We start from the raw sequence: 16,875 nt of genomic DNA, 5'->3' as shown, positions 1-16,875 counted from the left end.
GCCGGGGCCGGACGAACACAGGCCCCGGCCCATCAGCCCACGACTCAGTCGGCGATACCCGCGAAGGCGATGACTTTGTCGATGCGGCCGCGAACGAGGAGGTTGCCGGGGCCGCCGTTGCGTGCGGCGTACTCCTCGGTGCGGTCGTCTCCCATGTAGCGGGCGCCCAGGAGGCCGCCCCAGCGCAGCATGCCGTCCGGGTCCTCGGAGATTCTCGCGCGGGCCTGGAGGAGGACGAACGCGTACGGGGGTCGGTCCTCGTCGACGCAGAGGGCGAACCGTCCGTCGCGGGCGAGGTTGCGGCCCTTGACCCCGCTCTTCTCGGTGGTGAGCACAATGTCGTCGCCGTCGAGGAGGAACCAGACCGGTGTCACGTGAGGGCTGCCGTCGGCGCGGACAGTGGACAGCTTGCCGGTGCGGGTGCCGTGCGTGACGAACGTCCGCCACTGCTGCTCGGTCATCTTCCGCATGCGGGTGCCTTTCGTGTGCGTACGGATCGGCTCGTGGGTGCCCGAGGCGGAGTCGGCCTCGGGCACCGCAGGCCCTAGCCCCAGAACGCGTCTTCGGCGGCCGGGTCGGCGGAGAAGAGCCACATCTCGGTGATCTTGCCGTTGGCGATGCGCAGGAGATCGACGCCGTCCATGCTCATCGAAGCTTCACCGCGGCGGCCGGTGAAGTGGATGGTGGCGGCGACCAGGTCACCGTTGCCCATGAGCGTGTGGATCTTGTCGATCGCGAAGGTGCCCTGACTGGTCTCCATCATGCTGCCGAGCATCTGGAAGACGGCGCCCTGACCCTTGTGTTCGCCGGAGAACTGGTTGGCGCCGGGCTGGTGCCAGACGATGTCGGCGTCGAGGAGGTCGCCGAGAGCAGCCATGTCTCCGGTCTGGACGGCCTGGAAATAGGTGCGGGCGATGTCGATGTTCGAGCTGGTCATGTCACTTGCTCCTTGGGTTCTTGTGCGGGGGTGGGTGGCTATCGGGCGAAGTCGAGGCGGTCGGCCAGGCCGGCTTCGGTGAAAGCGGCCTCGATCTCGCTTCGGCCTTCCTTGAAGTGGGCCCAGCTGTCGAAGTGGGCGGGGACGACCCGGCGGGCGCCGAGCAACTTCGCGGCCTCGGCGCCCTGGGCGCTGTCGAGGGTGAGCAGGGCGTTGTCGAAGGCGAAGGCCATGCGGGCGCCGCCGAGGAAGAGGACCGCGGTGTCGACGGGAGCGAACCTCCCGGCGATCTCCTTGACATGCTCCAGGGCGGCGTTGTCGCCGCTGACGTAGACCGAGGGCAGGTCATCTGAGGTGAGCATGAAGCCGACGACGTCGCCGGTGACCGGTTCGCAGCCGACGGGGCCGTGCCGGGCGGGTACGCCCGTGACGGTCACGGTGCCGCCGTCGGGCCTCCAGAGCTCGGCGGTCTCCCAGAAGGCGAGGCCGTGAGCGTTTCCTCCGAGGCGGCCGGCACCGCTTTCGGTGGTGAAGACGACAGGGGCCTTGGGCAGGAAGGCGCGGCCGGCGTTGTCGAGGTTGTCGTCGTGAGTGTCGTGGGAGAGCAGGACGGCGTCGATGCCGCCCAGGTCGGCGGCGGCGACGGGTGACGGGTCGGTCTTGATGAGCTTGTGGTCGCCGGGGAGGGGCATCGGGTACTCGCCGGGCGGATCGAAGGTGGGGTCGGTGACGAACCTGAGCCCGCCGTACTCGATCAGGGTGGTCGGGCCACCGTAGACGTGGACGGGGATCTTTTCGCTGGTGGCGCCGGCGCCGGACATCGGGGGCCTCCCGGTCGGGGAACAGTGCGGGGCCCTGCGGGTGGCTCCGGCAGGAGAGGGGATGGAAGGAGAAGGGCCGTCGGCCGTGCTGCGGGACGGGCCATCCGGCGGGTGCTGTGCGGCGGCCCGCACGGCAGGTCAGGGGGCGGGTGCGGAGAAGACGCCGAAGTGGTTGCCGGCCGTGTCCTGCAGCCGGGCGAAGCTGAAGCCCGCAGAGTCGGCGACCGGCTCCATGAGTACCTCGGCGCCGAGTTCGCCGGCGCGCTCGACGGTCGCGGCGACGTCCTGGACGAGGACGTAGAAGATCGCGTAGCTGGGGAACTTGCCCTCCGACTCCCACACGCCGCCCGCCGGCTGCTGGGCACCGGGCGGCATCACCGAGTGATAGGTGACGCCCGGGGTGTTGGTGTTGGGGACGTAGTTCCAGTCGAAGAGCTCTCCGTAGAACTCCTTGATCTTCTCCGGCCGGTCGGTGCCGAACTCGAACCAGGCGACCGAGTTGAAGGCGGGAACGGTCATGACACTCACTCCTTACGGCCCCATATCGGGACAAAAGTAACTCTCCAGAGCGGGCTCGCCCCCGGGGGGTGACGGCCGCGCTCCGCCGGAATGGCCGCATTAGGCCCGCCTACTGGAACAGGCAGCCAAGGCATCGGCTCGTCCGTTCACCCAGCAAACCATTTAGATTCCATGGAATCAACTTCCAGAGATTATTGTTCCATGTGATGCAGGTTCGGCGTCCAATCGCCCGCCCCGCCGACAGCACAGGAACGAGGCCGCCCCGGCGCGGGCGGTCGGCAACAGACGCGGGCGGTCGCAACAGAGAGGAAGCCCGTCATGGAACCGGTCGAGATCGAGGCGAAGACCCTGATCCAGAAGTCGAAGACCCCGTCGAACGACTACGTGATCAACCCCTACACCGGCTGCGTGCTGGGCTGCGCGTACTGCTTCGCCTCCTTCGCGGGGCGGCAGTTCGGCCGGTCGGTCAAGGAGTGGGGCGACTACCTGTACGTGAAGAAGAACGCCGTCGAACTGGCCCGAAAGGAGCTGGCCAAAATGCCCGAGCACAAGCGCCACGGCACGATGCTGCTCAGCTCGGTCACCGACCCCTACCAGGGCCACGAGACGAAGTACCGGCTCACCCGCGGCATCCTGCGCGAACTGAAGGCCGTCGAGTACCCGGGCCTGGTGCGCATCCTGACAAAGTCACCGGTCGTCACCCGCGACATCGACCTGCTCACCAGCCTGCCCCGCGCCGAGGTCGGCATGACCGTAACCACTGCGGACGACAAGGTCAGCCGCTGGCTGGAGGTCCGCGCCCCGCTCGCCTCCCGCCGCCTGCGCACCCTCACGGAACTACGCGAGGCCGGCATCCCCACCTTCGCCTTCGTCGGCCCGCTCCTGCCCCACTTCGCCACCCGGCCCGAACTCCTGGACCACCTCTTCGGGCAGCTCGTCGAGGCAGGCATCACCGAGGTGTTCATGGAACACATCAACCTCAAGCAGTACATCCGCGAACGCATGGACCAGGTCCTCGCCGACGAACCCGACGAGGTACGCGAGGCGTACGTACAGGCCCGCACCAAGGAGCACCGCGAGCAGCTCGACGCAATCGTGGCCGGCCTGCTGGCCGAGCACGGGCTGCGGCTGCGCTTCGACGAGGTCGTCCACCACGACGACAACGACGCCCTGCGGCAGAGGCTGGCCGACTCGGCGTGAGCGCGTCGCACCGACGGGAGAGTCAGGTGATGACGGCGTCGGGCTCGGGGTCGGGGACCGCCTCGGCCCAGGCGCCCATGGCGTTGAGGACGTCACGCAGCCCCTCGCCGAGGGGGGTGAGCTGGTATTCGACGCGCGGGGGGATCTCCGCGTAGGCGGTGCGGATGACGATGCCGTGGGTCTCGAACTGGCGCAGCCGGCTGGTCAGCGTGTGCGGACTGATGCCGGGCAGGCCGTCGCGCAGCTCGGTGAAGCGGTGCGGGCCGCGCAGGAGCTCGCGCACGATCAAGGTGGCCCAGGGGCCGTTGAGCAGGGCGAGGAACCGGGCGACACCGCACTCCGGGAGGCAGGGGTCGGGCATTTTTTGAGCGTAGCCCATTAGTGCAGTTGATGTAACTGATGCATCGCATGCACTAATGGGGTTCATGACCTACGTGATTCACGGCGCCACCGGCGCCCAGGGTTCCCCCGTCGTCTCCGCTCTCGCCGCCGCAGGCAAGCCCGTGACCGCTGTGACCCGCAACGAGCACACCGTCGTGGACGGCGCACGCGTCGTGGCCGCCGCCTACTCCTCCGCCGCTGACCTGACCGCCGCCTACCGCGGTGCCGCGGGGGTGTTCGTCCACCTGCCGGTGAGCTCGGAAGAGGATCGCCAGATCTTCGCGGGCAACATCCTCACCGCCGTCCGTGCGGCCCGGCCGGCCCGCGTGGTGTTCTCCACCAGCGGTTTCCCCATCGATCCCGCCATCGGCGGAGCCGCCGCGACGCTGGCTGCCGGTCTGGCCGACAGCGGCGTGTCCCATGCGGTGATCGCACCGGAGCTGTACCTGGAGAACCTGCTCATGCCCTACGTCATCGACTCGGTCCGTGAGCGCGGTGTGCTGCCCTACGCGATCCGGGCCGACTTCCCCGTCTCCTGGGCCTCCCACCTGGACATCGCCGATGTCGCCGTCGCCCTGTTCGAGCGCACGGACGTCACCGGTGTGGTCTCCGTCGGCCAGTACCCGGCGATCACCGGGCCTGATCTGGCCGAGGCGTTCGGCACCCGGCTGGGCCGGGACGTGGTCTTCGAGCCGATCACCCCGGAGGAGATGCGCGTCTCGATCGCGCCCCTGCTCGGGGAGGGCGCGGCCGCTGATGTCGCGGGGGTCTACCAGGCGATGAGCGCCATGCCGGGCCGCTCGATCGCGCCGGAGAGCTCCGCCCAGAAGCTGCTGGGCGTCACTCCCCGGACCACGAGCCAGTGGCTGGCCGACATCGGCGTCTGACCGTCATCACCGCCGGCTCCGACCGGGTTTGACAGGCAGCACGTGGCAGGCCGCCCAGTCCCGCGGGCGGCCTGCCACGTGAAAATGGCTATGCGCAGTTGGCCGTGGTGGCCTGCTGATTCAGGCATGTGCGCCGTGGGTGCTCGGGTCGCCAGGGTGGAGTGGTAGCGCGGCTACCGTGGGTGCACGGCGTAGGTCAGGTGCGTCACCCGCGACGACGGCTCCGAACGGACCGGCTCCAGCGCGACCCTGGACGCGTCCACGCCGTCGAACAGGCGGGTGCCGGCACCGAAAAGCACCGGTGACAGCGCGATCGAGAACTCGTCGACCAGGCCGGCGTTCAGGTGCTCCAGGATCGTCGCACCGCCGCCGGCGATGCGGACGTCGCGGTCGCCGGCGGCCTCGCGGGCCTGGTCGAGGGCGTGCTCGATGCCGTCGTTGACGAAGTGGAACGTGGTGCCGCCGGGCCGCTCCCACGGGTCACGCTTGGTGTGCGTCACGACGAAGACCGGGGTGTGGAAGGGCGCCTCCTCCGGCCATGCCTGCTCGCCGAGGTCGAACATGCGCTTGCCCATGACGCTCGCGCCGGTGCGCTCGAACGTCTCCCGCGCGATGTCGTTGTCGCGGCCCTCCTCGCCGCCCTCGCCCAGCTTCAGGTTCTCCCGGAAGAACCGCAGCGGGAACACCCACTGCTGCAGTTCCATCCACTGCGCCATCCAGCGCTGAACGTCCGGGTCGTCCCGCTTCTCGGGCGCGAAGACGTCGTCAACGGGCACGGGCGCGATGAAGCCGTCCAGCGACATCGACACGCTGAAGAACACCTTCCCGGCCATCAGCCCTCCGCCCCCTTCCGCTCGAGGTCGGTGACGTAGGCCGCCAGGTTGCTCAGGGTCTGCTGGCCGCCCTCGATCGCGTGGTACTTCTCGACCGCCTCATCGCGCAGTTCCTTGGTGGGGAACACCGTGCGCATCACGATCCGGGTCGCCGCGCCGTCCGGCGCGAAGGTCAGGACCGACTCGAAGGCGTTCGGGTCGTCGCGGGACTCACCGTGCAGCAGCGCGATCCCCTCCGGCGGGACGATCTCGGTCCAGGAGATCCACTCCTGGTAGTCCGTCCCGTCCGGCCCGTGCATCACGAATTCCCACTCCGCGCCGACGCGGAACTCGAAGGACCGCGTGGTGGTGGTGAACCCCTCCGGACCCCACCACCGCGACAGGTGCCGCACCTCGGTGAACGCCTCGAACACCAGCTCCCGTGGGGCGTCGATGACCCGGGAGATCACGATCTCGCGGTCGGCCGTCGCGGACTGCGCCGGCGCTCCTCGTCCCGTCGCGCTCATCAGCTACTCCCCTTGCCTTGCCTGCTTGAGGTCCTGCACGTACGCGTCCAGCCGGTCGAAACTCTCGTTCCAGAACTGCTCGAACCCGCCGGCCCACTCGTGGACCGGTCGCAGCCCGCGGGCGTCCAGGCCGTAGAGGCGCTGCTTGCCTGCCTTGCGGTCCCGCACCAGCCCCACCTCCCGGAGCACCCGCAGGTGCTTGGACGCCCCCGGCTGGCTCATCCCCAGCTCCTGGGCCAACTCGGTCACCGGCCGCTCACCCGCCCGCAGCAATACCAGGATCTCCCGGCGCTGCGGCTCGGCGATCGCGTTGAAGACGTCCGACGTCGTCGCTGCTCGTGCCATGGCAGCCATCATATTCCCATATCGGAATGCGTCAAGCCGGTTGGGAATCGAGCGAGTCCTGTCCTCCGTGTGGAGCGACGACGTGTGGAGCGACGACATGTGGATCGTGGACTCCACGCCGGTGGTGTGCGCCGCCGCGATCCCGGTCCTGCTCGCGGTCGCCATCCCCGGTGCGGTCATGCCGCGGCGTGTGCGGCAGCAGCGGCAGGCGGGGATCACACCTTCGTAAGGCGCCGCCGGGCGGAGCAGCACCACGATCCGGGTGAGCGCGACGACGCCGACGAGCCCGGCCGCCTGCGACCACCACGACGAAGCCGGCATGCGCCGAACTGCTCGACGCCGGGGCCGGGTTCAGGTGAGATTCGCTCCGGCGTGGATGCCTACGAGCTCTTGCGTGGTGTCAGGGGCCTCTGTGTAGGCGCCGGCGGCAATCCCCGCTACGGCGCACGTCGACTGGTCGAGATCCTCGTCACAGGACTACGCCGACCACACTGACAGCCGATGGAAACCGCGGAAGAAATCAGCCGGGCGACGGTTGAGATAACAGAGCCCACTTCCCGCGGAGATGCCATGCCGAACCAGCAAGATCACGAAGCCCGCCAGGACCAGGGTTCTCGTGTGGAAGGGACACGGTTCTCCGTCCTCGACCGTTCGCGCACCAGGGAGGGGCACGAGGCCTCCGAGGCGCTGCGCGACACCGTGCGGCTGGCGCGGGAGCTGGAGCAGCTCGGCTACCACCGGGTCTGGGTCTCCGAGCACCACGGCGTGCCCGGTGTCGCCGGTTCCGCGCCGACCGTGCTGGCCGCCGCGGTCGCCGCCGCGACCAGCACGATCCGGGTGGGCACGGGCGGGGTGATGCTGCCCAACCATCAACCCCTGGTGGTGGCCGAGCAGTTCGGCGTCCTGGAGTCCCTCTTCCCCGGGCGCATCGACATGGGCCTGGGCCGTTCGGTGGGGTTCACGGACGGCGTACGGAAGGCACTGGGCCGGGACAAGGATGTCGCCGACGACTTCGCCGCGCAGCTCGACGAGCTGCTCGGCTGGTTCCGCGGCACGTCCCCGACCGGTGTGCACGCGCGCCCCGCCGAGGGCCTGGCCGTACCGCCGTTCGTGCTCGCCATGGGCGAGGGCGCCACGATCGCCGCCCGGGCCGGCCTCCCGATGGTGATCGGCGACCTCAGGAACCGCGACAAGATGCGGCGCGGCATCGACCACTACCGCGAGACGTTCCGGCCGTCCGCCTGGGCGCCGGAACCGTATGTCGTCATCTCCGGCACGATCGCGGTCGCGGAGACCCCGGAGGACGCCCGCCGCCTGCTGCTCCCCGAGGCCTGGTCGATGGCGTACTCGCGGACGCACGGCACGTTCCCGCCGCTGCCGCCCGCCGAGCGCGTCGAAACCCTGCCGATGACGGCGAAGGAGCGCGGCTTCTACGAGTCCGGGCTCGCCGGCCACATCGTCGGCACCGAGGAACAGGTCGCCCACGAGCTGGAGACGGTGATCAAGGAGACCGGCGCGGACGAGGTCCTGGTCACGACCAGCACGTACGACCGGGACGCCCTCCTGGACTCGTTCCGGAGGCTGGCCAGGGTCGCGGGGCTGGCGACGGACTAGAACTGCGGGCATCCTGCGCACGGGCAAACGCCTGGGGCCACGCCCGGACGTACCACGCAACGGGGCCTTGGCTGGGCGTGCCACGCCCTGGGGCCACGTCCAGGCGTGCCACGCCCTGGCCCCCGCGCCCCCTGGCCGACGCCCCGCACGTGGTACACATCTTCCGCACCTGAGCCCCACCCGAGCTCGTCCAGTTCCACCCCGCAGGAGTCCGCCCGATGCACAGCCCCCACGACCCGTACGTCCGCGTGCGCGGCGCCCGCGAGCACAACCTCAAAGGCGTGGACGTCGACATCCCGCGGGACGTGCTGGCGGTCTTCACGGGTGTGTCCGGGTCCGGGAAGTCGTCGCTCGCCTTCGGGACGATCTACGCGGAGGCGCAGCGGCGCTACTTCGAGTCGGTCGCCCCGTACGCGCGGCGGCTGATCCATCAGGTCGGGGCGCCGAAGGTCGGGGACATCAGCGGACTGCCGCCCGCGGTGTCGCTCCAGCAGCGGCGGTCGACGCCCACCTCACGCTCGTCGGTGGGTACGGTCACGAACCTCTCCAACTCCCTGCGGATGCTGTTCTCGCGCGCGGGCGACTATCCACCGGGCGCCGAACGGCTCGACTCGGACGCCTTCTCGCCGAACACGGCCGCCGGGGCCTGCCCGGAGTGCCATGGGCTCGGTCAAGTGCACCGTACGACCGAGGAGTTGCTGGTCCCCGATCCGTCGCTGTCGATCCGCGAGGGCGCGATCGCCGCGTGGCCGGGTGCCTGGCAGGGCAAGAACCTGCGCGATGTCCTCGACACGCTCGGGCACGACGTGGACCGGCCGTGGCGCGAGCTGCCCGCCGAGCAGCGCGAGTGGATCCTGTTCACGGACGAGCAGCCGGTCGTGACGGTCCATCCGGTACGGGACGCGGGACGCATCCAACGCCCGTACCAGGGCACGTACATGAGCGCGCGGCGCTATGTCATGAAGACGTTCTCGGACTCCAAGAGCCAGACGCTGCGGGCGAAGGCGGAGCGGTTTCTCGCCGCCGCGCCCTGCGCGGTGTGCAGCGGCAGCCGGCTTCGACCCGAGGCGCTCGCGGTGAGGTTCGCGGGCCGTACGATCGCGGAGCTGGCGGCGCTGCCGCTCGTCGAACTGGCCAACTCCCTTACGGGCCACGCTGATTCGGAGACAGCCCGGGTCCTCACCGAGGATCTGCTCGCCCGCATCTCGCCCGTCACCGAGCTGGGCCTCGGCTACCTCAGCCTCGACCGTGCCACGCCCACACTCTCCGCGGGCGAGCTCCAACGGCTGCGCCTGGCCACCCAGTTGCGCTCCGGCCTCTTCGGTGTCGTGTACGTCCTCGACGAGCCGTCCGCCGGACTGCACCCGGCGGACACAGAAGCCCTGCTCACGGTCCTGGACCGGCTGAAGACGGCGGGCAACTCGGTGTTCGTCGTGGAGCACCACCTCGATGTCGTACGCGGCGCCGACTGGCTCGTCGACGTGGGGCCGAAGGCGGGCGAGCACGGTGGACAGGTGCTGCACAGCGGTCCGGTGGCGGAGCTGGAGAGCGTCACCGAGTCCGCGACGGCCCGCTTTCTCTTCACCCGCTCCTCCGCTCCGGAACGCGAAGTCCGGGCGCGCCGCGGCCAGTTGAAGGTGGGCCCGGTGACCCGGCACAATCTGCGCGGCGTGACCGCCGAGTTCCCGCTCGGCGTCCTCACCGCGGTCACGGGTGTCTCGGGCTCGGGCAAGTCCACGCTCATCGGCGAGATCACGGAGGACCTGCCGGGTGTGGGACGGCTGATCAGCGTCGACCAGAAGCCCATCGGCCGCACGCCTCGGTCGAATCTGGCGACGTACACGGGCCTCTTCGACGTCGTGCGCAAGGTCTTCGCGGCCACCGACGAGGCACGCGGGCGCGGTTACAGGGTCGGCCGGTTCTCGTTCAACGTGGCGGGCGGGCGCTGCGAGACCTGCCAGGGCGAGGGATTCGTCAGCGTCGAGCTGCTCTTCCTGCCGAGTACCTACGCTCCCTGCCCGGACTGCGGCGGCGCCCGCTACAACCCCGAGACGCTCGAAGTGACGTACCGGGAACGGAACATCGCCCAGGTGCTGGACCTGACGGTCGAGGCCGCCGCCGGCTTCTTCGCGGACACCCCGGCCGTCGCCCGCAGTCTCGCCACGCTTCTCGAGGTCGGCCTCGGCTATCTGCGGCTCGGTCAGCCCGCGACCGAGCTGTCCGGCGGTGAGGCCCAGCGCATCAAGCTCGCCGGCGAGCTCCAGCGCGTGCGCCGCGGCCACACGCTCTACCTCCTCGACGAGCCGACGACCGGTCTGCACCCGGCCGATGTGGAGGTCCTGATGCGGCAGTTGCACGGACTGGTCGACAGCGGTCACAGCGTCGTGGTCGTGGAGCACGACATGGCGGTCGTCGCGGGCGCGGACTGGGTGATCGACCTGGGGCCGGGCGGGGGCGACGCGGGAGGACGGATCGTCGCCACCGGTCCACCGGGCGAGGTCGCACGGGCGGAGGGCAGCGCCACGGCTCCCCATCTCGCCCGCGCGCTGCCCCGAACCGCGTAGGCCTCAGGGCCAATAGGCCTTCCTGAGCCTGGACTTGGCCAGTTTCCCCGTGGGTGTACGCGGAAGGGCGTCCGTGAAGTCCACACTGCGGGGCGCCTTGTAGTGGGCGATGCGGTCGCGGACGAAGTCGAGGAGTTCACGCTCGAGTCCGGGACCGGGCTCTGCGTCGGCGGCGGGCTGGACGACGGCCTTGACCGCCTCGCCCATCTCCGCGTCCGGCACACCGACGACCGCGACGTCGGTGACCTTGGGGTGCAGGGTCAGGCAGTCCTCGATCTCCTGGGGGTAGATGTTCACGCCGCCGGAGATGATCGTGAACGCCCTGCGGTCGGTGAGGAAGAGATAGCCGTCCTCGTCGACGTGCCCGATGTCGCCCGTGGTCGTCCAGTTGGGGTGCTCGGGGTGCTGTGCCTCACGGGTGCGGGCCTCGTCGTTGTGGTACCGGAACGGGAGTTCGTCACGCTCGAAGTACACGGTCCCCGTCTCGCCGACGGGCAGCACTTTGCCGTCCTCGCCACAGATCCGCAGCTCGCCGAGGATTCCGTCACGGCCCACGGAACCCGGCTTGCGCAGCCACTCGTCGGGGCCGATGAAGGTGATCCCGTTGGCCTCCGTCGCCGAGTAGTACTCGTACAGGACGGGCCCCCACCACTCCATCATCCGGCGCTTGACCTCGACGGAGCAGGGCGCGGCGGCATGGATGGCGACCTTCAGCGACGACACGTCGTACGCCTCCCGCACCTCGCGCGGCAGCTTCAGCATCCGTACGAACATGGTGGGCACCCACTGGCTGTGGGTGACTCGATGGCGTTCGACAGCCGCCAACGCTCCTTGCGCGTCGAAGGAGTTCATGAGCACGACCGTGCCGCCGGTCGCGGTGACGACGGAAGAGAAGACGAGAGGCGCCGCGTGGTACAGCGGGGCCGGGCACAGGTAGACGGTGTCCTCCCCGAAGCCGTACATGGGCTGGAAGAGGAGCTGGAACATGCTCGGCACTTCGCGGACGTCGCCTTCGGGAAGCGTCCGCTTGACGCCTTTGGGGCGGCCGGTGGTGCCCGAGGAGTAGAGCATGTCGACGCCGCGCGGCTGGTGGGCGGGCGGTTCGGGCGAGGCGGCGGCGAGGGCCTTCTCGTACGAGCCGTCGTCGAAGCCCAGGTGCAGCGCCGGACCGGACGCCAACTCCCTGACCGCACAACCGAGTTCGGTGAGCGGTCCGGAGACGATGAGCGCGGTCGCACCGCAGTCGCGGACGATGTAGGCGGCTTCCTCTGCGGTCAGATGGTGGTTGACCGCGGTCAGGTAGAGGCCGGAGCGGAGGGCCGCCCAGTAGACCTCCAGGACGCGTGGATCGTTGTCGGAGAGGAGGGCCAGATGGTCGCCTCCGCGCAGTCCGGCGGCCCGCAGATGGTCCGCGAGGCGCAGGGAACGCTCTTCGAGTTGGCCGTAGGTGAGGGTCCGGCCGCCGTCCGCGGTGACGACGGCCGGCCTGGCGGGGTCGTACGCTCCGGGATACATGCGGGGACGGTACCCCGCGTTGGTGACGGTACGTCAGAGGTGTGCGGTCGCTTCCGAGTTCGCGCAGGACCGGTGAGTGGTGGCCGCCTCGGCGGCGAGAGCGAGCGCTCGCCGGTCGGGAGCGCCGCCCGGCGGGAGCACCGGCTGTACGCGGACCTCGGCCACGAGGCCGCGTGCCGATACGACCCGCCACACCGAGGCGAGCAGCGAGTCGCTTCCGACGAACGCGGGTGCGGTGGTCGCCGCTCCCCCGTCGAGCCGGTAGTGCAGGCGCACCGGCTGGACGGGCACGGTGGCGTCCAGGGCGGCCTGGAAGACGGCCCTGCGGAAGTGGCCCTGGGCCCGGCCGCACCAGGTGCTCCCCTCGGGGAAGACCACGACCGCCGCGCCGCTCCGCAGGGTGTCCGCGATCCGTTCGACCGTCCCGGGCAGGGCGCGCAGCCGGTCGCGCTCGATGAACAGCGCGCCGCTGCTCGCGGTAAGCGCGCCCGCCACGGGCCACTGCCGGATCTCCGCCTTGGCGAGCATCCGGCCCGGACGGACGGCGGCGAGCAGCGGGATGTCCAGCCAGGAGATGTGGTTGGCGACCAGCAGCAGGCCGCCGGTGGGCGGGGCGGCGCCGGTGATCCGCAGGCGTACGCCCACCGTGCGCACGATCGTCCGGCACCACAGCCGGACGGCACGGTCGCGCCGCACACCCGTGAGCCGTCCGAAGAGCGGGATCAGCGCGATCCCGAAGAGCAGCACGGCCACGACCGCGATCAGCCGCAGCACGGCACGTGGCACGGCGGCCACTGATCCCAGGGACTCCCCGCAGGCCTGCGGGGAGCACGGGGCGCTGGGCAGCCAGGCGCTCGCCGGGGCGGCAGCCGAGGGCGGTCCACCCGGCCGGGACGCGGCCTGCGCGCTGCCGCGGCGGGGGCGCGGCAGTTTCCGGGCGCCCGGGAGCAGCGCCGTGCTCGCACCCGGGCTCGCGAGCGCCGTCACACCGCGGCGCGGGCGCAGTATCACTCCGATGCGGGGCGTGTTCATCACGCCGGCACGAGCGACAGGAAGTGCCGCAGATAGCGGGGATTGACCTGGCGCATCGAGAGCAGGACGTAGAGGTCGGCGACACCGAAGTCGGGGTCGTGGGCGGGCTCGCCGCAGACCCAGGCGCCGAGGCGGAGATAGCCCCGCAGCAGCGGCGGGAGCTCCGTGCGGCCGGCGCGGGCGACGCCCTCGGCGCTCCAGGGCAGCAGCGGCCGTACGCGGAACTCCTCGGGCGCCAGATACTTCGCCTGGACCCGGTCCCAGGTGCCCGCGGCGAGCGCGCCGCCGTCGGCGAGCGGGATCGAGCAGCAGCCGGCCAGCCAGTCGTGACCACCGTCGACCATGTAGCGGGCGATCCCGGCCCAGATCAGGCCGATGACCGCACCGTCCCGGTGGTCGGGGTGCACGCAGGAGCGGCCGACCTCGACGAGCCCGGAGCGGATCCCGGCGAGCGGTCCGAGGTCGAACTCGCTCTCCGAGTAGAGCCGTCCGGCGATCGCGGCCCGGTCGGGCGGCAGCAGCCGGTAGGTGCCGACGACCTGTCCCGTTGTGGTGTCGCGGACGAGCAGGTGGTCGCAGTACGCGTCGAAGGCGTCGACGTCGAGGCCCGGCTGCGGGGAGGACAGCAGGGCGCCCATCTCGCCGGCGAAGACGTCGTGACGCAGCCGCTGTGCGGCCCGGACGTCTGCCTCGTCGCGGGCGAGGGTGACGGTGTAGCGGATGGGGGCCGTCGACAGTGGGGGGCTGTCGAGCGTGGAAACGCCGGTCATGGCACTCTCCTGGTCACGGGCCGGTTCGGCGGAGCGGCGCGGCGGACCCTTGCGTACGGTCCGTGCGCTCCTGTTCTTCCGACACCGGCTGACCGGCGAGTAACCCGCGGAGAGAGACCGGGTGTGAGCTTGCTGAATGCCAGGGGTTCCCAGCAGGCACGCGTCCCTGAAGCGCCCCTTCAGGGGCGCGGGGAACTGCGCGACCAGCCACAACGTACCCGCAGCCCGAAGACGACGGTCCCCCTACGGCGCTACCGCTTCCCAGCCTTACGAGTAGCCCGCAGCCATTCCTTGTTCATCCCGGTGATCGAGACCAACGGAATGCCCTTCGGGCAGGCAGTCGCGCACTCACCCGTGAGCGTGCACCCCCCGAACCCCTCCTCATCCATCTGCGCCACCATGTCGAGCACCCGCGTCTCCCGCTCGGGCGCCCCCTGAGGCAGCACGTTGAGATGGTTCACCTTCGCCGAGGTGAACAACATCGCGGCCCCGTTGGGGCAGGCCGCGACACAAGCACCGCACCCGATGCACTCCGCGTGCTCGAACGCGAAGTCCGCATCCGGCTTCGGCACCGGCGTGGCATGCGCCTCCGGCGCGGCCCCCGTCGGCGCGGTGACGTACCCGCCGGCCTGGATGATCCGGTCGAAGGCCGACCGGTCCACGACCAGGTCTTTCACCACCGGGAAGGCCGACGCCCGCCACGGTTCGACATCGATCGTGTCGCCGTCCTTGAAGGACCGCATGTGCAGCTGGCAGGAGGTCGTACGCTCCGGCCCGTGCGCGTCGCCGTTGATGACGAGCGAGCACGCGCCGCAGATGCCCTCGCGGCAGTCGTGGTCGAAGGCGACGGGGTCCTCGCCCTTGAGGATGAGCTCCTCGTTGAGGGTGTCCAGCATCTCCAGGAAGGACATGTCGGCCGAGATGCCGTCCACTTCGTACGTGGACATCGCTCCGTCGGCGTCGGCGTTCTGCTGCCGCCAGACGCGCAGGGTGAGCTTCATGCGTAGCTCCGCTGGGTGGGGTGGACGTACTCGAAGACGAGGTCTTCCTTGTGCAGGACGGGCGCTTCGCCGGTCTCGGTGAACTCCCAGGCGGCCGCGTACGAGAACTCCTCGTCCCGGCGCTCCGCCTCGCCGTCCGGGGTCTGGGACTCCTCGCGGAAGTGGCCGCCGCAGGACTCGTCGCGGTGCAGCGCGTCGAGGCACATCAGCTCGGCGAGCTCCAGGTAGTCGACGATGCGGTTGGCCTTCTCGAGGGACTGGTTGAACTCCTCGCCCGTGCCGGGGACCTTGATGCGCCGCCAGAACTCCTCGCGGATCTGCGGGATGCGCTCCAGGGCCTTGCGCAGCCCCGAGTCCGTACGCGCCATGCCGCAGAACTCCCACATCAGCTCGCCGAGTTCGCGGTGGAACGAGTCGGGCGTTCGGTCGCCGTCCACGGCGAGGAGCAGCCGCAGCCGGTCCTCGGTGTCGGCCAACACCTCCTGGACGACGGGGTGTTCGTCGGTGATCTCGTCGTGGTGCGGGTTGCGGGCGAGGTAGTCGTTGATCGTGGACGGCAGGACGAAGTAGCCGTCGGCCAGGCCCTGCATCAGCGCGGACGCACCGAGCCGGTTCGCGCCGTGGTCCGAGAAGTTGGCCTCGCCGATCGCGAACAGCCCCGGGACGGTGGTCTGGAGGTCGTAGTCGACCCAGAGGCCGCCCATCGTGTAGTGCACGGCGGGGTAGATCCGCATCGGCACCTCGTACGGGTTCTCCGCGGTGATCCGCTCGTACATGTCGAAGAGGTTGCCGTACTTCTCCTCGACCTTCTTCCTGCCCATGCGCCGGATGGCGTCCGCGAAGTCGAGGTAGACGCCCTGACCGCCGGGGCCCACTCCCCTGCCCTCGTCGCAGACGTTCTTCGCGGCGCGGGAGGCGATGTCGCGCGGGACGAGATTGCCGAAGGACGGGTAGATGCGCTCCAGGTAGTAGTCGCGCTCGTCCTCGGGGATCTCGTTCGCCGGACGGTCGTCGCCCTTCGCCTTCGGCACCCAGATCCGGCCGTCGTTGCGCAGCGACTCGCTCATCAGCGTGAGCTTGGACTGGTGCTCGCCGGTGCGCGGAATGCAGGTGGGGTGGATCTGCGTGAAGCACGGGTTGGCGAAGTACGCACCACGCCGGTGGGCCCGCCAGATCGCGGTGGCGTTGGAGTTCATGGCGTTCGTCGACAGGTAGAAGACGTTGCCGTAGCCGCCGCTGGCCAGCACCACGGCGTCCGCGTAGTACGTGTCGATCTTGCCCGTGATCAGGTCGCGGGCCACGATCCCGCGCGCCCGCCCGTCGACCACGACCAGGTCGAGCATCTCGGTCCGCGGATGCATCTCGATGTTGCCCGCGGCGATCTGTCGCGACAGCGCCTGGTACGCGCCGAGGAGCAGCTGCTGGCCCGTCTGGCCGCGGGCGTAGAAGGTCCGGGACACCTGGACGCCGCCGAAGGAGCGGGTGTCGAGGAGGCCGCCGTACTCGCGGGCGAAGGGCACGCCCTGCGCCACGCACTGGTCGATGATCTCGACCGAGATCTGCGCCAGGCGGTGGACGTTGGACTCGCGGGCCCTGAAGTCGCCGCCCTTGACGGTGTCGTAGAACAGCCGGTGGATGGAGTCGCCGTCGTTGCGGTAGTTCTTGGCGGCGTTGATGCCGCCCTGCGCGGCGATCGAGTGGGCGCGGCGCGGGGAGTCCTGGTAGCAGAACTGCACGACGTGGTAGCCCTGTTCGGCGAGTGTGGCACCGGCGGAGCCGCCCGCGAGACCCGTGCCGACGACGATCACCGTGTGCTTGCGGCGGTTGGCGGGGTTGACCAGCTTGGCCTCGAAGCGGCGCGTGTCCCAGCGTTCGCTCACCGGCCCCTTGGGGGCCTTGGCGTCGACGACCGGCTCTCCGGTCGTGTACTCGGCGTACTCAGAAGTCATG

At 70.2% G+C, this 16,875-nt stretch carries 18 protein-coding genes; 5 read left to right on the top strand and 13 right to left on the bottom strand.

Annotation, left to right across the window (positions count from 1 at the left end):
• Positions 1-44 precede the first annotated feature (44 nt).
• The 4 genes from GAS53_RS01985 to GAS53_RS01970 all read right to left on the bottom strand — a co-directional run bounded on the left by GAS53_RS01985 (position 45) and on the right by GAS53_RS01970 (position 2,277).
• Positions 45-470: a PPOX class F420-dependent oxidoreductase gene (locus tag GAS53_RS01985; RefSeq protein WP_151475805.1), complete on the bottom strand. Its 426-nt coding sequence runs from the start codon at positions 468-470 to the stop codon at positions 45-47.
• Positions 471-544: 74 nt separating this feature from the next.
• Positions 545-937: a nuclear transport factor 2 family protein gene (locus GAS53_RS01980; protein WP_151475626.1), complete on the bottom strand. Its 393-nt coding sequence runs from the start codon at positions 935-937 to the stop codon at positions 545-547.
• 38 nt (positions 938-975) lie between these two features.
• A complete protein-coding gene (locus GAS53_RS01975) occupies positions 976-1,758 on the bottom strand; it encodes an MBL fold metallo-hydrolase (RefSeq protein WP_151475625.1) in 783 nt (260 codons plus the stop codon).
• A gap of 138 nt (positions 1,759-1,896) precedes the next feature.
• Complete coding sequence (locus GAS53_RS01970) at positions 1,897-2,277, bottom strand: VOC family protein (RefSeq protein WP_151475624.1); 381 nt, start codon at positions 2,275-2,277, stop codon at positions 1,897-1,899.
• Positions 2,278-2,595: 318 nt separating this feature from the next.
• Between GAS53_RS01970 and GAS53_RS01965 the strand changes: the two genes are divergently transcribed.
• Positions 2,596-3,477 carry an SPL family radical SAM protein gene (locus GAS53_RS01965; protein WP_151475623.1) on the top strand — a complete coding sequence of 294 codons (882 nt, stop codon included), beginning with the start codon at positions 2,596-2,598 and terminating at the stop codon, positions 3,475-3,477.
• Positions 3,478-3,499: 22 nt separating this feature from the next.
• On the opposite strand, the gene GAS53_RS01960 is transcribed toward GAS53_RS01965, so the two are convergent.
• Positions 3,500-3,838 carry a winged helix-turn-helix transcriptional regulator gene (locus GAS53_RS01960; RefSeq protein ID WP_151475622.1) on the bottom strand — a complete coding sequence of 113 codons (339 nt, stop codon included), beginning with the start codon at positions 3,836-3,838 and terminating at the stop codon, positions 3,500-3,502.
• Between the two features lie 64 nt (positions 3,839-3,902).
• Here GAS53_RS01960 and GAS53_RS01955 point away from each other — a divergent pair, with 64 nt between their 5' ends.
• Complete coding sequence (locus tag GAS53_RS01955) at positions 3,903-4,745, top strand: SDR family oxidoreductase (RefSeq protein ID WP_151475621.1); 843 nt, start codon at positions 3,903-3,905, stop codon at positions 4,743-4,745.
• 173 nt (positions 4,746-4,918) lie between these two features.
• On the opposite strand, the gene GAS53_RS01950 is transcribed toward GAS53_RS01955, so the two are convergent.
• The 3 genes from GAS53_RS01950 to GAS53_RS01940 are packed head-to-tail and all read right to left on the bottom strand — an operon-like array spanning position 4,919 to position 6,429.
• Complete coding sequence (locus tag GAS53_RS01950; RefSeq protein ID WP_151475620.1) at positions 4,919-5,578, bottom strand: dihydrofolate reductase family protein; 660 nt, start codon at positions 5,576-5,578, stop codon at positions 4,919-4,921.
• Positions 5,578-6,084, bottom strand: coding sequence for an SRPBCC family protein (locus tag GAS53_RS01945; RefSeq protein WP_151475619.1), 507 nt, complete (start codon positions 6,082-6,084; stop codon positions 5,578-5,580). Before GAS53_RS01945 ends, GAS53_RS01950 begins: the two co-directional genes overlap by 1 nt.
• Positions 6,085-6,087: 3 nt before the next feature.
• On the bottom strand, positions 6,088-6,429 hold the full coding sequence (locus GAS53_RS01940) for an ArsR/SmtB family transcription factor (protein WP_151475618.1): 342 nt from the start codon (positions 6,427-6,429) through the stop codon (positions 6,088-6,090).
• A 40-nt stretch (positions 6,430-6,469) separates the two neighbouring features.
• Here GAS53_RS01940 and GAS53_RS01935 point away from each other — a divergent pair, with 40 nt between their 5' ends.
• The 3 genes from GAS53_RS01935 (at position 6,470) to GAS53_RS01920 (ending at position 10,607) form a co-directional block, all read left to right on the top strand.
• On the top strand, positions 6,470-6,658 hold the full coding sequence (locus tag GAS53_RS01935) for a hypothetical protein (RefSeq protein ID WP_151475617.1): 189 nt from the start codon (positions 6,470-6,472) through the stop codon (positions 6,656-6,658).
• Between the two features lie 341 nt (positions 6,659-6,999).
• A complete protein-coding gene (locus GAS53_RS01925) occupies positions 7,000-8,043 on the top strand; it encodes an LLM class flavin-dependent oxidoreductase (RefSeq protein ID WP_151475616.1) in 1,044 nt (347 codons plus the stop codon).
• Between the two features lie 218 nt (positions 8,044-8,261).
• Positions 8,262-10,607 (top strand): ATP-binding cassette domain-containing protein, encoded by a 2,346-nt coding sequence (locus GAS53_RS01920; protein WP_151475615.1) that lies wholly within the window; start codon positions 8,262-8,264, stop codon positions 10,605-10,607.
• A 3-nt stretch (positions 10,608-10,610) separates the two neighbouring features.
• Here the strand turns inward: GAS53_RS01920 and GAS53_RS01915 are convergent, their stop codons facing one another.
• From GAS53_RS01915 to GAS53_RS01895, 5 genes are all read right to left on the bottom strand, one after another.
• A complete protein-coding gene (locus GAS53_RS01915; protein WP_151475614.1) occupies positions 10,611-12,122 on the bottom strand; it encodes an acyl-CoA synthetase in 1,512 nt (503 codons plus the stop codon).
• 33 nt (positions 12,123-12,155) lie between these two features.
• Positions 12,156-13,154 carry a lysophospholipid acyltransferase family protein gene (locus tag GAS53_RS01910; protein WP_225858666.1) on the bottom strand — a complete coding sequence of 333 codons (999 nt, stop codon included), beginning with the start codon at positions 13,152-13,154 and terminating at the stop codon, positions 12,156-12,158.
• Positions 13,154-13,924, bottom strand: a complete 771-nt coding sequence (locus tag GAS53_RS01905) for a GNAT family N-acetyltransferase (protein WP_151475613.1) — start codon at positions 13,922-13,924, stop codon at positions 13,154-13,156. Before GAS53_RS01905 ends, GAS53_RS01910 begins: the two co-directional genes overlap by 1 nt.
• Before the next feature lie 251 nt (positions 13,925-14,175).
• The gene (locus GAS53_RS01900; protein ID WP_151475612.1) at positions 14,176-14,925 is read right to left on the bottom strand and encodes a succinate dehydrogenase/fumarate reductase iron-sulfur subunit; all 750 of its coding nucleotides are present in this window, start codon (positions 14,923-14,925) and stop codon (positions 14,176-14,178) included.
• Entirely contained in the window at positions 14,922-16,874 is a 1,953-nt protein-coding gene (locus GAS53_RS01895; protein ID WP_151475611.1) for a fumarate reductase/succinate dehydrogenase flavoprotein subunit, read from the bottom strand. The genes GAS53_RS01900 and GAS53_RS01895 overlap by 4 nt, the downstream gene beginning before the upstream one ends.
• Position 16,875 lies beyond the last annotated feature (1 nt).

This window comes from Streptomyces albicerus (genome assembly GCF_008905045.1).
Classification (GTDB): Bacteria; Actinomycetota; Actinomycetes; order Streptomycetales; family Streptomycetaceae; genus Streptomyces; species Streptomyces albicerus.
The sequence above is the reverse complement of the archived record's forward strand: the minus strand, read 5'-3'. Positions and strand labels throughout refer to the sequence as shown.

What these genes read in the sequence shown, in the direction of transcription:
- GAS53_RS01910 (WP_225858666.1), bottom strand. Translation starts at nt 13,154, where the DNA reads ATGAACACGCCCCGCATCGGAGTGATACTGCGCCCGCGCCGCGGTGTG.
- GAS53_RS01985 (WP_151475805.1), bottom strand. Translation starts at nt 470, where the DNA reads ATGCGGAAGATGACCGAGCAGCAGTGGCGGACGTTCGTCACGCACGGC.
- GAS53_RS01925 (WP_151475616.1), top strand. Translation starts at nt 7,000, where the DNA reads ATGCCGAACCAGCAAGATCACGAAGCCCGCCAGGACCAGGGTTCTCGT.
- GAS53_RS01895 (WP_151475611.1), bottom strand. Translation starts at nt 16,874, where the DNA reads ATGACTTCTGAGTACGCCGAGTACACGACCGGAGAGCCGGTCGTCGAC.
- GAS53_RS01975 (WP_151475625.1), bottom strand. Translation starts at nt 1,758, where the DNA reads ATGTCCGGCGCCGGCGCCACCAGCGAAAAGATCCCCGTCCACGTCTAC.
- GAS53_RS01920 (WP_151475615.1), top strand. Translation starts at nt 8,262, where the DNA reads ATGCACAGCCCCCACGACCCGTACGTCCGCGTGCGCGGCGCCCGCGAG.
- GAS53_RS01955 (WP_151475621.1), top strand. Translation starts at nt 3,903, where the DNA reads ATGACCTACGTGATTCACGGCGCCACCGGCGCCCAGGGTTCCCCCGTC.
- GAS53_RS01970 (WP_151475624.1), bottom strand. Translation starts at nt 2,277, where the DNA reads ATGACCGTTCCCGCCTTCAACTCGGTCGCCTGGTTCGAGTTCGGCACC.
- GAS53_RS01945 (WP_151475619.1), bottom strand. Translation starts at nt 6,084, where the DNA reads ATGAGCGCGACGGGACGAGGAGCGCCGGCGCAGTCCGCGACGGCCGAC.
- GAS53_RS01950 (WP_151475620.1), bottom strand. Translation starts at nt 5,578, where the DNA reads ATGGCCGGGAAGGTGTTCTTCAGCGTGTCGATGTCGCTGGACGGCTTC.
- GAS53_RS01915 (WP_151475614.1), bottom strand. Translation starts at nt 12,122, where the DNA reads ATGTATCCCGGAGCGTACGACCCCGCCAGGCCGGCCGTCGTCACCGCG.
- GAS53_RS01980 (WP_151475626.1), bottom strand. Translation starts at nt 937, where the DNA reads ATGACCAGCTCGAACATCGACATCGCCCGCACCTATTTCCAGGCCGTC.
- GAS53_RS01940 (WP_151475618.1), bottom strand. Translation starts at nt 6,429, where the DNA reads ATGGCACGAGCAGCGACGACGTCGGACGTCTTCAACGCGATCGCCGAG.
- GAS53_RS01905 (WP_151475613.1), bottom strand. Translation starts at nt 13,924, where the DNA reads ATGACCGGCGTTTCCACGCTCGACAGCCCCCCACTGTCGACGGCCCCC.
- GAS53_RS01965 (WP_151475623.1), top strand. Translation starts at nt 2,596, where the DNA reads ATGGAACCGGTCGAGATCGAGGCGAAGACCCTGATCCAGAAGTCGAAG.
- GAS53_RS01960 (WP_151475622.1), bottom strand. Translation starts at nt 3,838, where the DNA reads ATGCCCGACCCCTGCCTCCCGGAGTGCGGTGTCGCCCGGTTCCTCGCC.
- GAS53_RS01900 (WP_151475612.1), bottom strand. Translation starts at nt 14,925, where the DNA reads ATGAAGCTCACCCTGCGCGTCTGGCGGCAGCAGAACGCCGACGCCGAC.